This window comes from Arthrobacter sp. B0490 (assembly GCF_002929355.1).
In the GTDB taxonomy this organism is placed as follows: domain Bacteria; phylum Actinomycetota; class Actinomycetes; order Actinomycetales; family Micrococcaceae; genus Arthrobacter_D.
Genome location: NZ_PJIR01000006.1, coordinates 30,279 through 43,981 on the forward strand (window position 1 = coordinate 30,279; position 13,703 = coordinate 43,981).

The window sequence follows — 13,703 nt, forward strand, 5'->3', positions numbered from 1 at the left end:
CGGACGGGTCAGCGCGGCCTCCGGTCCCGCCAGGCCGCCGTCGACCACAGTGCCCACAACACCAGGACGGGCTGGAAGAAGAGGCGGATGAGCCGGGAGGTGTCGGTATCGAGGCCAAAAGCGCTCACGCCGTCGACGTACTGGGCGATGTTGCCGGGGAAGACCGCGACGAAGAACGCCGCGACCACCCAGCCGACGAGCACGCGGCGCCTGCCGGCGAGAACCAGGGCGGCGCCGAGCACCAGTTCCACGACGCCGGACGCCACCACCACGAGATCCGTGTCGAGCGGCAGCCAGGCGGGGACCTGCGCAGCGAACTCCGACCGCGCGAACGTCAGATGGGCGGCACCCGCGAACAAGAGGAAGGCCCCGAGCACCACGCGGGCGGCGGTACGGACCGGCGAGGTGCGCGCTGGAGACGTCATTCAGCGCACAATAGCCGCAGAACGCAGGACTCGGCTAAAGTCAGGGTGCTGTCGTCCGCAGTCCCCAGCACCGTCGAGCCCGCCCGGGGAGGAATCCATCCCGTGGGATGTCCTCCGCCAGGTCGGAGAAATGCAGGGACGGAACGGCAGATTGCCGCCCGCCCCACGAAGGAGACCGCCATGGCCCCCCGGAACAGCACCAATGACCGACTGCGCACCACCCTCGCCCTGCTCGCCGCCCACCAGGCCGCGGGCACCGTCGTCGCCCCCAGTGAACTGATGGCGCAGGCCGTGGCCGAGGTCCCGTTCGACGAGAAGGAATCCGAACTCCTGGCCGGCGGTGTCCCCCGCGGCTTCAAGGCCCTGACGACGGCGACGTCGAAGCTCGTCAAGGCCGGCTGGCTCGTCAAGGGCCGCAGCGGTTGGACCGCCACGGACGAGGGTGTCCGCGCGGTCCGCGCCTTCACGGACTCCGACCACTTCGTGAACGCCATGATCAGCGGCGCCCCGGTGCCCGAGGTGGCTCCCGACGCTCCCGTGCACGCACCCGTGGCTCCCGAGCAGCTCGGCGAGGAGGCCCAGGCAGCGCAGGCCGCCGAGATCGAGGTCGATCCGACCGAGGTCGCTCAGGCGAAGGCCGCGCTCGCCGAGGACCCCACGCCCCCGGACGTCACGCCGACCCTCGAGCTGGTTCCCGATGCCGCACCGTCCGCGGGTGCGTCCGACGGGGCTCCTTCCGACGACGCCTGGCACGACCAGCCCCAGTCCGTCGCCCTCTCCGGCGACTTCGACCCGCTGTTCGGCGAGGCCGGGCACTGGAGCTCCGACCTCCGCGAACTGCAGCTGACCTACGACGCCGCAGGGAACGTCTGGCTGCAGACCCTCGAGCTGCCGGCCGGCACCTACCAGTTCAAGATCCTCGTCAACGGCTCGTGGGAGGAGAACTACGGCCGCTTCGGCGTGCGCGACGGCGCCAACCACGAACTGCACCTGCTGTCCGACACGTCGGTGACCTTCCGGTTCGACTTCGCGACCAAGGACATCGAGACCTCCTAGGCCCTGATCCCCTCGGCCCCGCCTGCTGCCCTTTCGGGTGGCGGGCGGGGCCGTCGTCGTTCCGGCTTTTCGACCCTCGATGAGCGTGTCGCTCCGAAACACGCCGCTCGTCGTGCCGGCCGACCGGAAGAACCAGGAACGACGGCGGCTGCCGCGGCGGGGCCGTCGTCGTCTACCGCCGATCGACCAGCGACATCGAGGCACGGCCCGACGACGGCAGGGCCTCCGACCGCAGGATCTGCAGAGCCATGAGGCAGGTGGCCTGGCCCTCGAGCGAGGTGAGGGACACCCGCAGCAGGCCCTCGAGCTTCCCGAGGCGCTGGGCCAGCGTGTTGCGATGGATGAACAGCTTCGCCGCCGTCCGTCCGGGCTGCGCATCGTGCTCGAGGAACGCCTCCAGGGTGCCGAGCAGGTCGACGGAATGCGCGTTGTCGTACTCGAGGACCGGCGCCAGGAGCCGGTGGGCACCCGCTCGCGCACCGGAGGAGGCCGTCGAGGCGATCAGGGCGCGGATGCCGAGATCCGGTGCGCGCACGGACGTCCGGACCTCCCCGACCATCGTCCCCGCCTGATGGATCCCCAGTCGCAGCTCGTCGATGCTGTGGCAGGGCCCCTTGAGCACGAGGGGCTGGTGCGGGAGCTCCCGGGCACACGCCGCGAGGAACCCGGCAGCAGCTCCTTCGGCGTCCGCGCCGTCGAGCGGCCCCTGCGCGAAGGCGTACAGGATGCCCACCCGGACCTGCACACGCACGTCGAGGAAGCGGGACTGCAACAGGAGGCGGATCCGCCAGGCGTTGGAGAGGTTCCGGCGTCCCGCGGTCGCCGCCAGCACGAGCGTGGGCTCGTCAATGCCCAGGCCGGTGGACCGGAAGGTCGAGGTGAACTCCTCGAGGGCGACACCGGCCCAGTCGGGCACCTGATCGAGCAGGGTCTCGAGTTCACGTTCCTTGTGCGTGGTGGTGTGCAGCGCGGTCTGCAGCTGCACGGCGATGATCGACGCCGCCGGCGCGAGCAGCGTCGCCACGGGGTGGTCCGACGTCGCCTCCCGCACGATCAGCTGGAACGAGTCGCCGCTGCCCATCGGCAGGGGGATGCTGCCCTGGCCGGCGCCCGGCACGTCCGTGAGGTCCGCGGCGGTCCAGACCGAGGCCGACGGCGAGCGCGCGATGACCACGCCCGCCGCGTCGACGATGGCGAGGGTGCCCTCGGCCGCCTGCGCGGCGGCGTCGAGCACCACCTGCAGATGTGACCCGGAGGCCGCGAGCTGCGCACACTCCTGCGCCAGCTCCCAGGACCGGTTGACCGCGGTGAACCGCTCCACCTCGAGGACGTTCGTCACGTGGCGATGGACCTGCAGGAACGGGACCGACTGCGGGATCTCCAGGAGCGGCACGTCGAGGGCCGTCGCCGCCCGGACGAGCCCGGGCGGGATGAGCCGGTGCGCCGTCCCGGTGCCGAAGGCGATGGCGGCCACCCGCACGCGGACGAGTCGCTCCACGTAGGCGGTCCACGTCCGCTGGTCCTCGATGTTCAGGCCGATCCCGTTGGTCAGCAGGACGACGTTGCTACTGAGGAACGGCGTCGGATCGATGGTCTCCGCGGGGGCGCACCAGCTGATGTCCCAGCCCAGCCGTTCCACCGACGACGGCGTGTGGAGGCGCAGTTGAAGGGCATCGGCGGCCAGCAGATCGGCGACGATCATGGGGTCCTCCTGTGTGCATCTGCACTCCGAGGGGGGAGAAGCGAGGGCGAGCGCCCACTATATCCACCCGCGGACGGTCTCTAGGGTTGTCGCATGACGGACGTCACAAACCGGCGCGGGACGCCGATGATCAATTCGGACATGGGCGAGTCGCTCGGGCTGCATTCCTTCGGCAACGATCCTGCCCTCCTCGAGACCGTGGACGCCATCAACGTGGCGTGCGGCTTCCACTCGGGAGACCCGGACACGATGGCGGAGACGGTCGCCGCGGCGCAGGCAAAGGGCGTGCTGATCGGCGCGCATCCCGGGCTTCCGGACCTCGTGGGGTTCGGGCGGCGCGAGATGAAGCTGTCCCCGCAGGAGGTGGAGCACCTGATGCTCTACCAGGTGGGTGCGCTCACCGCCTTCCTGCGGCGCGAGGGCGCCGTCCTCAACCACATCAAGCCGCACGGCTCCCTCTACGGCATGCTCGCCCGGGACGCGGATCTCATGAGGGGAGCCGCCCGGGTGGCGCAGCTCTTCGACGTATCTGTCTACGGGATCGCCGGCACCGCCCACCAGAGCGTGTGCGAGGAACTCGGTGTGCCCTTCGTGGCCGAACTGTACGTGGACCTCAACTACGGGCCTGCCGGCGAACTCCTCATCCAGCGCCGGCCGGAGCCGACGGACCCGACCGCGGCGGCGCGCCGCGTGACGCGTGCCCTCGCGGACGGCGTCGTCGAGGCCTCCGACGGCACGCTCCTCACCATCCCGTTCGACAGCATCTGCGTGCACTCCGACGCCCCCAACTCCCCCGAGGTGGCGGCAGCAGTCCGCTCCGCCCTCGATTCTCTCTGACCTTCCAGCTTCCATCCCACCCGAAAGGACCCCCGTGGCCGACATCGTCTCCCCACTGCCAGGCATCTTCTACCGCAAGCCCGGCCCTGACAAGGACCCCTACGCGAACGAGGGCGACGCCATCGAGGCGGGCCAGACCATCGGGGTGGTGGAGATCATGAAGCAGTTCTCCGAGATCCGCAGCGACGCGTCCGGCACGCTCGAGAGCTTCGCCGTCGACGACGGCGGGACCGTGAACCCCGGTGACGTCATCGCCACCGTGTCCGAGGGCTAGCGGATGGAACGCCTCCTGATCGCGAACCGCGGGGAGATCGCCGTCCGCGTCATCCGCGCCGCCCGGGAACTGGGACTGGAGACCGTGCTCGCCGCGAGCGAGCCGGACGCCGATTCCTATGCGGCATCGCTCGCCGACGAGGTCCGGGTGATCGGCCCGGCGCCGGCCGCCAAGAGCTACCTCGACGGGGCCGCGGTGCTCGCCGCGGCCTCCGGGTGTGACGCTCTCCATCCCGGGTACGGCTTCCTGTCGGAGAACGCGCGCTTCGCCCGCTCCGTCCTCGACGCCGGCATCACCTGGGTGGGCCCCTCCCCCGACGCCATCGAACTCATGGGCAACAAGTCCCGTGCACGGCAGGCCGCGGAGGACGCCGGCGTGCCGACCCTACCCGGGAGCGACGGCGCCCTGGACCCCGACGTCGACCCCCTCCCCATCGCGCGGGAGATCGGCTACCCCCTCGTGGTCAAGGCGTCCGCCGGCGGCGGAGGGCGCGGCATCCGACTGGTGACCCAGGAGGAGGACCTCGTCCAGACCCTCGACGTCGCCCGCGCCGAGGCCCAGGCGGCCTTCGGCGACCCCACGGTGTACCTCGAGCTGTTCGTCTCCCGCGCACGCCATGTCGAGGTGCAGATCCTCGGCGACGGCGAACGCGTGATCCACCTCGGCGACCGTGACTGCTCGCTGCAGCGCCGCCAGCAGAAGATCATCGAGGAGGCTCCTGCTCCCGACCTGCCCGACGACGTCCGCGACACGATCCGTGCCTCCTCCATCGAGCTCGGCCGCCAGTGCGGCTACGCGGGCCTGGGCACCGTGGAGTTCCTCTACGACCCCGACCGCGGGCAGGCCGCCTTCATCGAGATGAACACCCGGCTCCAGGTGGAGCATCCGGTCACGGAGATGGTGACGGGCATCGACCTCATCCGGGAGCAGCTGCTGGTGGCATCCACCGGCCGCCTGCGGCTCACCCAGGAGGACATCACCTTCCGGGGCCACGCGTTCGAGTTCCGCATCAACGCCGAGGACCCCTCGCAGGGGTTCATGCCGAGCCCGGGCACCCTGGCGCGCCTCGAGTGGCCGGGCGGTCCCGGGGTGAGGATCGACTCCGGCGTCGTCGCGGGATCCGCCGTCGCGCCGTTCTACGACTCGCTGCTCGCCAAGCTCGTGGTATGGGATGAGACCCGCACCGAGGCCATCCGGCGGTCCGCGCGGGCTCTCGCGGAAGTGCGGATCGAGGGCGTCAAGACCACCCTCCCGCTCCTGTCGACGGTCCTCCACCGGCCCGAGGTGCGCGACGTGACCCACCACTCGAAGTTCATCGAGACGACCCCCGACCTCCTCGGAGCTGACGCATGAGCCACGCACCCCAGCACCTCGACGCCGCCCGCTACACGTGGGGCGGCGACGAATTCCTCTTCGTCGAGATCTCGGAGAGCATGAGCCTCGCCGCCAACTTCAAGGCGAACGCGATGGCGGCCCGCCTCTCGGCGCGGGAGATCGACGGCGTCGTGGACATCTGCCCCGCCAACGCCTCCCTCCTGCTGCGCTTCGATCCCGACACGGTGCCGCCGGACCAGCTGGAAGCCCTCGTGCGGCAGGTCGAGGAGGAGGTCGCCCAGCTGAGCGAGCAGACCCTCGAGACCCGCATCATCGAGATCCCCGTCTGGTACGACGACCCCTACACCCGCGAGACCGGTGCACGCTTCCGCAAGGGCCACCAGCGGCCCGACGGCACCGACCTCGACTTCGCTGCCGAGGAGAACGGCCTGTCCTCCCCGCAGGAGTTCATCCGGAAGCACCACGAGTCGCCGTGGCTGGTGTCCATGGTGGGGTTCGTCGCCGGGTTGCCGTTCATGTTCCAGATCGTCCCGCAGGAGGAACAGCTCGAGGTCCCGAAGTACCTCAGCCCCCGCACCGACACTCCCCCGCTGACCGTGGGCCACGGAGGCTGCTTCGCCTGCATCTACTCGGTGCGGGGCGCCGGCGGCTACCAGATGTTCGGTCTCGCCGCGGCGCCGATCTTCGACCCCGCGCAGAAGCTCCCGGACTTCTCGGACTTCATGATCTTCTTCAGGCCCGGCGACATCGTGAAGTTCAGGCCGGTCGACGAGGACGCGTACAAGGCGATCCAGGCGGAGGTCGACGCCGGGACGTTCACCTACCGCCAGACCCCCGTGACCTTCGACCTGCAGAAGGCACTGACCGACCCCACCGCGCACAACCGGGACATTCTGGAGAAGCTCAATGGCCTTTGACATCCTCGAACCCGGCCTCGCCACGTCCGTCCAGGACCGGGGTCGGTTCGGCCACTACAACGTCGGCATCCCGCAGGGCGGGGCCATGGACCAGTTGTCCGCGTCGATGGCGAACGCCCTGGTGGGCAACACCGCCGGTGACGCCGTCCTCGAATGCGCCTACCTCGGACCGCGCTTCACCACCGACGCGGACACCGTCATCGCCGTCGCGGGTGCGCCCGTCACTGTGCAGGTCAACGGGAAGCCCGCGGACCAGTGGACCCGGCTGTCCCTGAAGGCCGGGGACGAGGTGTCCTTCGGGATGCTCTCGGGCGGGACGCGCTACTACATCGCGGTCCAGGGCGGCATCGACGTGCCCGAGGTCCTCGGCAGCCGCAGCACCTACACGCTGGGCGCCCTCGGCGGCTTCCAGGGGCGCACCCTGACGGCCGGCGACACGGTGCCGGTCGGAGCGCCCTCGGGTTCCCCCTCTCCGAGGGACGTGATCCCCGAGGAGCTGCGTCCCGCCTACGCGAAGAAGGTGACCGTCAGGATCCTGCCCGGCCTCTACGACCACCGCCTCACCGCGGAGGGCATGGAGACCCTCGTGAGCACGGCGTGGAAACTGACTCCCGTGGCGGACCGCATGGGCCTGCGCTACTCCGGCCCGGCCCTCGAGTGGAAGCCGCGCGTACAGCCCTTCGGCGCCGGGTCGGACCCCTCGAACATCGTCGACGCGGGCTACGCCATCGGATCGATCCAGGTGCCGGGCGGCAAGGAGCCGATCGTGCTGCACCGCGACGCCGTCTCCGGCGGCGGGTACGCGATGGTCGCGACGGTCATCAGCGCCGACATGGACGTCGTCGCCCGGAGCGCCCCGGGGACGCTGACGCACTTCGAGCCCGTGACGATGGAGCAGGCCCTCGCTGCGCGGGCGGATGCGGCGAAGGTACGGCGCGCCGTCTGGGGGTGAGGCCGCGGGGCCTGCGGGTCAGCCGACCCGCAGGCCCCGCCTGGCACCGACGGCGCCCGACTCGCTGCTCTCGCGCACGAAGAGTTCGGCCCGGTGGCGCACCGATGCGACGTCCTCGCCGGCCATGACGCGCCGGAGCATCCCGACGGCGGATCTACCGATCTCGAGCATCGGCGAGCGCACCGAGGTCAGCGGGATGGGCAGCTGGGCGGCCAGGGAGGTGTCGTTGAACCCGACGACGGCGATGTCCTGGCCGACGACGAGTCCTGCGGCGCGGAACGCGCCCATGGCGCCGATGGCCGCGAAGTCGTTGACGGCGAAGACCGCCGTCGGGGCCTCGCCGTCGCGGCGCAGCAGCTCCTCACCCGCCTGGCGGCCACCCTCGGTGTCGAAACGTGAGGGCAGGATCCGGTCCGCCGGCACGTCTCCCCCCAGCTCGTTCCAGCGTTCGACGAACCCGGCCGTGCGGTCCACGCCCGTGCTCGCGTACGTCTCGCCCGCGATGATCGCCACGGAGCGGTGGCCCGTGCTCCACAGGTGGTCGGCCACGAGCCGGCCTCCGCCCGTGTCGTCGCAGGTGGACGAGGGGAAGCCGGGGTAGCGGCGGTTCATGAGGACGAAGGGCACATGGCGCTTGACGAGGTCGTCCACCAGGCTGCTGCCCGCATGGACGTCGCCGAGGATCAGGCCGTCCACCCGCCTCGCCAGCATGATCTCGGCCTTGCGGCGCTGCTCGTCGAGGTCGTCGTGGGAGTTCATCACGAAGGTGGAGTGGTTGCTCTCGGCAGCGGCCTCCTCGACGCCCTCGTACATGGTCGCGAGGACGATGTCCGAGAGCCGGGGCACGATGACTCCGATGGCCCGCGTACGGCGGGTCCGCAGGCTCGTCGCCTGCGGGTCGGGCGAGTAGCCCCTCAGCTTCGCGAGGTCGCGCACCCTCCGGGCGGTCTCCGTCGATGCCGCACCCCGTGCCACCTCCGACTCGGAGTGCAGCACGCGCGAGACCGTCGAGACATGGATGCCGAGCTCCGCGGCGAGGTCCTTCAGGGTGACTGCTGCGCGCCTTCTGCCTGTCGGCTCCATGTTCTCCCCCTTTTTCCTTACGCGTCATTGTTTCGACCAGGTGAAATCTCGGGCGATCCATTGACGAGATGCAGGTCACATCCTATGGTTTTCCCTATTCAACCCAAACGTTTGGGTTTCGTCCAGTTCCGCGAAGGTCGCAGTCCCGCAGAACCCTCCAGATCCTTGAGAGCTCTGCTTTCCGAAACGCTCGCCCAAACGATTGGGTAAGGAGGAAGCACCGATGGAATCACTTCCCGGGCACGTCGTGCTCCTGGCCACGGGCGGCACGATCGCCTCCCGTACCGACTCCGCGGACGGCGCGACACTGGCTGCCGATGCGGGCGGCACGGTCCTGGCCGCAGCGGGGACGAGCGCCGTCGCCGTCCAGGTCGTGGACCTCATGCAGAAGGGCTCGTACCTCCTCACCTTCGACGACATGCTCGCCGTCTGCGAAGCCGTCCACGCCGCACTCGAGGCCCCGGAGACCCTCGGCATCGTCGTCACGCACGGCACCGACACGATGGAGGAGACCGCCTACCTCGCCGACCTCCTCCACGACGACCCCCGACCGGTCGTCTTCACGGGAGCGCAGCGCGCGGCCGACAGCTCCGAGCCGGACGGTCCGGCGAACCTCCGTACCGCGATCGCCGTCGCGGCGTCGTCCGATGCCCGGGGCAGGGGTGCGCTGATCGTGTTCGACGGCGAGGTCTTCGCCCTTCCCGGGACGCGGAAGACCGAGACGACGAAGCTCCGGGCGTTCGGCAATCCGGACCTCGGGTCGGCGGGGTCGGTCGCGACCACTGGCGAGGTCCTGCTGGGCCCTGCTCCGAGGCGGCCGGCACCGCTCGACATCCCCCCGACCGTCGCCGGAGTCCGCGTCGACATCATCGCCTGCTACCCAGGAGCCGACGTGACGCTGTTCGCCGCAGCGCTGGCTGCCGGTGCCCGCGGGATCGTCCTCGAGGCCACCGGGCTCGGGAACGCCAATGCCGAGCTCAGCGATGCGGTCCGCGATGCCGTGCGGGACGGCGTCGTCGTCGTCACCAGCACCCGCGTCCACGCGGGACCGGTGCGGGGCGTGTACGGAGCCGGTGGCGGCAGGACCCTCGAGGACGCCGGGGCCGTCACCTCCGGACTGCTCCGACCGCCCCAGGCCCGCACCCTCCTGCAGGCGTTGCTCGCGCTCGGGCTGCCCACCGATCAGGTGATCCACGAGATCCGCAGGCGGGGCGACCCCGCCCTTCTGGCCCCCGTTCCGCCCGACTGACCGCTTCTCCCCGGTTCACTCCCCCATCTCCCCGACTAGAACCCCCACCCGCACCAGGAAAGGCCGACCCATGACGAAAGACATCCAGATCGCCTTCGGCGTTGACGTCGATGCAGTTGCCGGAATGCTCGGCTCCTACGGCGGCGAGGACTCGCCCTGCGACATCTCCCGCGGACTCTTCAGCGGGGAGGTCGGCGGCCCGCGGATCCTCCGGCTCTTCGAGAAGTACTCCCTGCCCTCCACCTGGTTCGTCCCGGGCCACTCGCTCGAGACCTTCCCCGACCTCACCCGGATGATCGTCGACGCCGGGCACGAGATCGGCGTCCACGGCTACTCGCACGAGAACCCGATCGCCATGACCCGCGACCAGGAGACCGCGATCCTCGACCGGTCGATCGAGCTCATCGAGCAGGTCTCGGGGCGCCGCCCCACGGGGTACGTCGCACCGTGGTGGGAGTTCTCCCCCATCACCAACGAGATCCTGCTCGAGCGCGGCATCAAGTACGACCACTCCCTCATGCACAACGACTTCGAGCCCTACTACGTGAGGGTCGGGGACAGCTGGACGAAGATCGACTACTCCAAGCCCGCCGAGGCGTGGATGAAGCCGCTCGTCCGGGGGAAGGAGACCGACCTCGTGGAGATCCCCGCGAACTGGTACCTCGACGACCTGCCTCCGATGATGTTCATCAAGGCAGCGCCCAACTCGCACGGGTTCGTCAACCCTCGGGACATCGAGCAGATGTGGCGGGACCAGTTCGACTGGGTCTACGCGGAGATGGACTCCGCGGTCTTCACCATGACGATCCACCCCGACGTCTCGGGCCGGCCGCAGGTCCTCCTCATGCTCGAGCGCCTCATCCAGCACTTCAACTCCCACGAGGGCGTCACCTGGCATACCTTCGACCAGATCGCCGACTCGTTCCTGGCACGCAACCCCCGAAAGGAAACCAACTGATGTCCATCAAAGAGGCGGGCGTCGATCTCTCGACGCCGACAGGGGACGAGCAACGGCAGTTCCCCGTATTCTCCAAGAAGAAGACCAGCACGGCGACCGTCCTCGCCCTGTGCGCCTGGACCGTCGCCGTCTTCGACTACGGCCTGTTCGGCACGCTCCTGCCGGCCATGCAGTCCGAGTTCGGCTGGACCGCCCCCGAGGCCTACGCCATCAACACCTGGATCGCCGTCGGAACGGCGATCGTCTGCTTCGGCATCGGCCCCGTGATCGACCGCCTGGGCCGCCGGAAGGGCATGATGCTGACGGTCGGCGGAACCGCGATCGTCTCGGGCGTCACCGCCTTCATCCCCGCCGGCCTCGGCGTCATCAGCAACTCGCTCCTCGTCGTCGTGCGGTCCTTCGGCGGGCTGGGCTTCTCCGAGCAGGCCGTCAACGCGACCTACATGAACGAGGTCTACCAGGTCACCGAGGACGAGCGGAAGCGCAAGCGTCCTGGCTTCCACTACTCCTTCATCCAGGGCGGCTGGCCGCTCGGCTTCCTTCTCGCGAGCGCCCTCGCCCTGGTGTTCCTGCCGCTCCTCGGCTGGCGTGCGCTGTACCTCATGGCGACGATCCCCGCGATCATCATCGTGCTGCTCATCAGCAAGAAGCTGAAGGAGACCCCGCAGTTCGAGCTCCACCACAAGCTGACCGAGCTCGAGAAGGGCGGCAAGACCGACGAGGCGCACGCGCTGGCACGTGCCTACGGCGTCGAGCACTCCTCCACGTCACCCCTGAAGCGCATCTGGGAGCCGGAGTTCCGCCGCAACACGATCGTCTTCTCGCTCGCCTGGATCCTCAACTTCTTCGGCATCGCGATCTTCAGCGTCCTCGGCACCTCGGTGCTCGCCAACGCGAAGGGTGTCGAGCTGTCGGACGCCTTCTGGATGCTGATCGTCATCAACCTCCTCGCGTACTTCGGCTACGTGTTCCACGGCTGGATCGGCGACAAGGTCGGCCGCAAGCGGACCATCATCGTGGGCTGGATCATCTCGGGCCTGTCCTTCGCCGTGATGCTGAGCCCCCTCGTGTCCAGCCCGTTCCTGATCATCCTCACGTACGGCACCGGCCTGTTCTTCCTGGTGGGGCCCTACGCCGCGATCCAGTACTTCATGGCCGAGTGCTACCCCGTGAGCTGCCGTGCCACGGGCCTCGCGTTCATCGGTGCCATGAGCCAGCCCGGGACGATCATCGGCGGCGCCCTGTTCACCGTCGTCGCCACGCAGGCCGGCACCGGTGCTGCCGCCCTCTGGGTGGGAGCCGTGGGCACGCTGCTCTCCGGCGTCCTGATGATCGCGGCGCGGCCCGTCGCGGCCGTCGCACTCGAGGAACCACATGCAGCAGTCTGAGGTAGCCATCGTCACGGGTGCCGCCAGCGGTATCGGCCGCGCCCTCGCCGTCCACTACGCGGGCCGGAACGTCCGGACCGTCATCGGCACCTTCCCCGGCGACCCGCACGATCCGGAGGAGACCCTCTCCGGCGTGCGGGCCGCGGGTGGCGACGCCGTCATCCACGAGGTCGACGTACGTTCCACGGAATCCGTCGACGCCTTCGCCCAGCGCGCCCTGGACGAGTACGGGCGCCTCGACTACGCCGTCGCGAATGCGGGCATCCTGCGCAACGCCCCGCTCAACGACCTGACGGACGACCTCTGGAACGCGATGCTCGACGTCGACCTGACCGGCGTGCTCCGCACACTCCGGTCGGCGTCCCAGCGGATGACGGGACCCGGCGCGCTCGTCGCCGTGTCCTCGATCGCAGGGGGCATCTACGGGTGGGAGGAACACGCCCACTACGCCGCCGCGAAGTCGGGGGTGCTCGGACTCATCCGCAGTGTCGCCTCGGAGCTGGGGCCACGGGAGATCCGTGCCAACGCGGTGATCCCCGGCCTGATCGAGACTCCGCAGTCCCTCGACCCCGTCAACTCGCTCGGCCCCGAGGGCCTCGAGCGGGCGGGCAAGGACATCCCGTGGGGTCGGGTCGGCAGGCCGGACGAGGTCGCGGACGTGATCGGCTTCCTGACGTCCGACGCCTCCCGCTACGTCACCGGGCAGTCGCTCGTCGTCGACGGCGGCCTCACCATCAAGATGCGCGCATGACGTCGGGTGCTGAGGGTCACCGCTCGGGCCCCCGGGCCACCGGTTCTCTCGGTTCCCTCGGCGCGAGGCCACGGGCGGTCGTCGTGACCGGTGGTGGCAGCGGCATCGGGGCGGCGATCGCCGAGGCGTTCGCCGCCCAGGGCGACAGGGTGGCGGTGATGGACCGGGTCTCCGGCCCGGGGATCATCGAGGTCGACGTCGCCCGCGAGGAGAGCGTGCGGGACGCCTTCGCGGAGGCCCGGGACGGGATCGGGACCATCGACGTCCTGATCAACAGCGCAGGACTGCTCACGGAGTCGCCCCTCGAGGACATGGCGCTCGCGATGTGGACGGAGACCATCTCGGTGGATCTCACGGGCGTGTTCCTCTGCTGCCGGGAGGTCGTCGGTCCCATGCGGCAGCAACGGTGGGGGCGGATCATCAACATCTCCTCGCAGCTCGGCATCAAGGGCGGCACGGGGTTGAGCCACTACAGCGCAGCGAAGGCAGGCGTGATCGGCATGACCAAGGCGCTCGCCCTCGAGGTGTCGGCCGACAACGTGCTCGCCAACTGCATCGCACCGGGGCCCATCGAGACGCCGCTCGTCGACGCGATCTCCGAGGACTGGAAGGCCGCGAAACGGAAGGAGCTGCCGTTGCGGAGATTCGGGCTGCCGGCAGAGGTCGCACCGACGGCCCTGCTGCTCGCGAGCGATCCGGGCGGCAATCTCTTCGTCGGCCAGACGCTCGGACCCAACTCGGGCGACGTGATGCCGTGACGGCTCGGATTCCGGGCC

At 69.8% G+C, this 13,703-nt stretch carries 14 protein-coding genes; 11 read left to right on the plus strand and 3 right to left on the minus strand.

Annotated features, from left to right (window positions below; translation table 11 throughout):
• Positions 1–8: 8 nt before the first annotated feature.
• A complete protein-coding gene (locus tag CXQ97_RS10935) occupies positions 9–425 on the minus strand; it encodes a hypothetical protein (protein ID WP_104180906.1) in 417 nt (138 codons plus the stop codon).
• Between the two features lie 180 nt (positions 426–605).
• Here CXQ97_RS10935 and CXQ97_RS10940 point away from each other — a divergent pair, with 180 nt between their 5' ends.
• On the plus strand, positions 606–1,481 hold the full coding sequence (locus CXQ97_RS10940; protein ID WP_104180907.1) for a glycosidase: 876 nt from the start codon (positions 606–608) through the stop codon (positions 1,479–1,481).
• A gap of 172 nt (positions 1,482–1,653) precedes the next feature.
• On the opposite strand, the gene CXQ97_RS10945 is transcribed toward CXQ97_RS10940, so the two are convergent.
• Complete coding sequence (locus CXQ97_RS10945) at positions 1,654–3,183, minus strand: PucR family transcriptional regulator (protein WP_104180908.1); 1,530 nt, start codon at positions 3,181–3,183, stop codon at positions 1,654–1,656.
• 93 nt (positions 3,184–3,276) lie between these two features.
• Between CXQ97_RS10945 and pxpA the strand changes: the two genes are divergently transcribed.
• The 5 genes from pxpA to CXQ97_RS10970 are packed head-to-tail and all read left to right on the plus strand — an operon-like array spanning position 3,277 to position 7,498.
• Complete coding sequence (gene pxpA, locus CXQ97_RS10950) at positions 3,277–4,020, plus strand: 5-oxoprolinase subunit PxpA (protein WP_258062495.1); 744 nt, start codon at positions 3,277–3,279, stop codon at positions 4,018–4,020.
• A 34-nt stretch (positions 4,021–4,054) separates the two neighbouring features.
• On the plus strand, positions 4,055–4,294 hold the full coding sequence (locus CXQ97_RS10955) for an acetyl-CoA carboxylase (protein WP_104168640.1): 240 nt from the start codon (positions 4,055–4,057) through the stop codon (positions 4,292–4,294).
• Between the two features lie 3 nt (positions 4,295–4,297).
• Positions 4,298–5,647: an acetyl/propionyl/methylcrotonyl-CoA carboxylase subunit alpha gene (locus CXQ97_RS10960; protein WP_104180909.1), complete on the plus strand. Its 1,350-nt coding sequence runs from the start codon at positions 4,298–4,300 to the stop codon at positions 5,645–5,647.
• The gene (locus CXQ97_RS10965; RefSeq protein WP_104180910.1) at positions 5,644–6,546 is read left to right on the plus strand and encodes an allophanate hydrolase subunit 1; all 903 of its coding nucleotides are present in this window, start codon (positions 5,644–5,646) and stop codon (positions 6,544–6,546) included. Before CXQ97_RS10960 ends, CXQ97_RS10965 begins: the two co-directional genes overlap by 4 nt.
• Positions 6,536–7,498, plus strand: coding sequence for a biotin-dependent carboxyltransferase family protein (locus tag CXQ97_RS10970; protein ID WP_104180911.1), 963 nt, complete (start codon positions 6,536–6,538; stop codon positions 7,496–7,498). The genes CXQ97_RS10965 and CXQ97_RS10970 overlap by 11 nt, the downstream gene beginning before the upstream one ends.
• An 18-nt stretch (positions 7,499–7,516) precedes the next feature.
• Here CXQ97_RS10970 and CXQ97_RS10975 read toward each other — a convergent pair whose 3' ends face one another.
• Positions 7,517–8,581 carry a LacI family DNA-binding transcriptional regulator gene (locus tag CXQ97_RS10975; protein ID WP_104180912.1) on the minus strand — a complete coding sequence of 355 codons (1,065 nt, stop codon included), beginning with the start codon at positions 8,579–8,581 and terminating at the stop codon, positions 7,517–7,519.
• Positions 8,582–8,804: 223 nt separating this feature from the next.
• Between CXQ97_RS10975 and CXQ97_RS10980 the strand changes: the two genes are divergently transcribed.
• From CXQ97_RS10980 to CXQ97_RS11000, 5 genes are all read left to right on the plus strand, one after another.
• Complete coding sequence (locus CXQ97_RS10980; protein WP_104180913.1) at positions 8,805–9,830, plus strand: asparaginase; 1,026 nt, start codon at positions 8,805–8,807, stop codon at positions 9,828–9,830.
• A gap of 70 nt (positions 9,831–9,900) precedes the next feature.
• Positions 9,901–10,788 carry a polysaccharide deacetylase gene (locus CXQ97_RS10985; protein WP_104180914.1) on the plus strand — a complete coding sequence of 296 codons (888 nt, stop codon included), beginning with the start codon at positions 9,901–9,903 and terminating at the stop codon, positions 10,786–10,788.
• Positions 10,788–12,176, plus strand: a complete 1,389-nt coding sequence (locus CXQ97_RS10990) for an MFS transporter (protein ID WP_104180915.1) — start codon at positions 10,788–10,790, stop codon at positions 12,174–12,176. Before CXQ97_RS10985 ends, CXQ97_RS10990 begins: the two co-directional genes overlap by 1 nt.
• Positions 12,163–12,927, plus strand: coding sequence for an SDR family NAD(P)-dependent oxidoreductase (locus tag CXQ97_RS10995; RefSeq protein WP_104180916.1), 765 nt, complete (start codon positions 12,163–12,165; stop codon positions 12,925–12,927). The genes CXQ97_RS10990 and CXQ97_RS10995 overlap by 14 nt, the downstream gene beginning before the upstream one ends.
• Positions 12,924–13,685, plus strand: coding sequence for an SDR family NAD(P)-dependent oxidoreductase (locus CXQ97_RS11000; protein ID WP_104180917.1), 762 nt, complete (start codon positions 12,924–12,926; stop codon positions 13,683–13,685). Before CXQ97_RS10995 ends, CXQ97_RS11000 begins: the two co-directional genes overlap by 4 nt.
• The last annotated feature ends 18 nt before the right edge of the window (positions 13,686–13,703 follow it).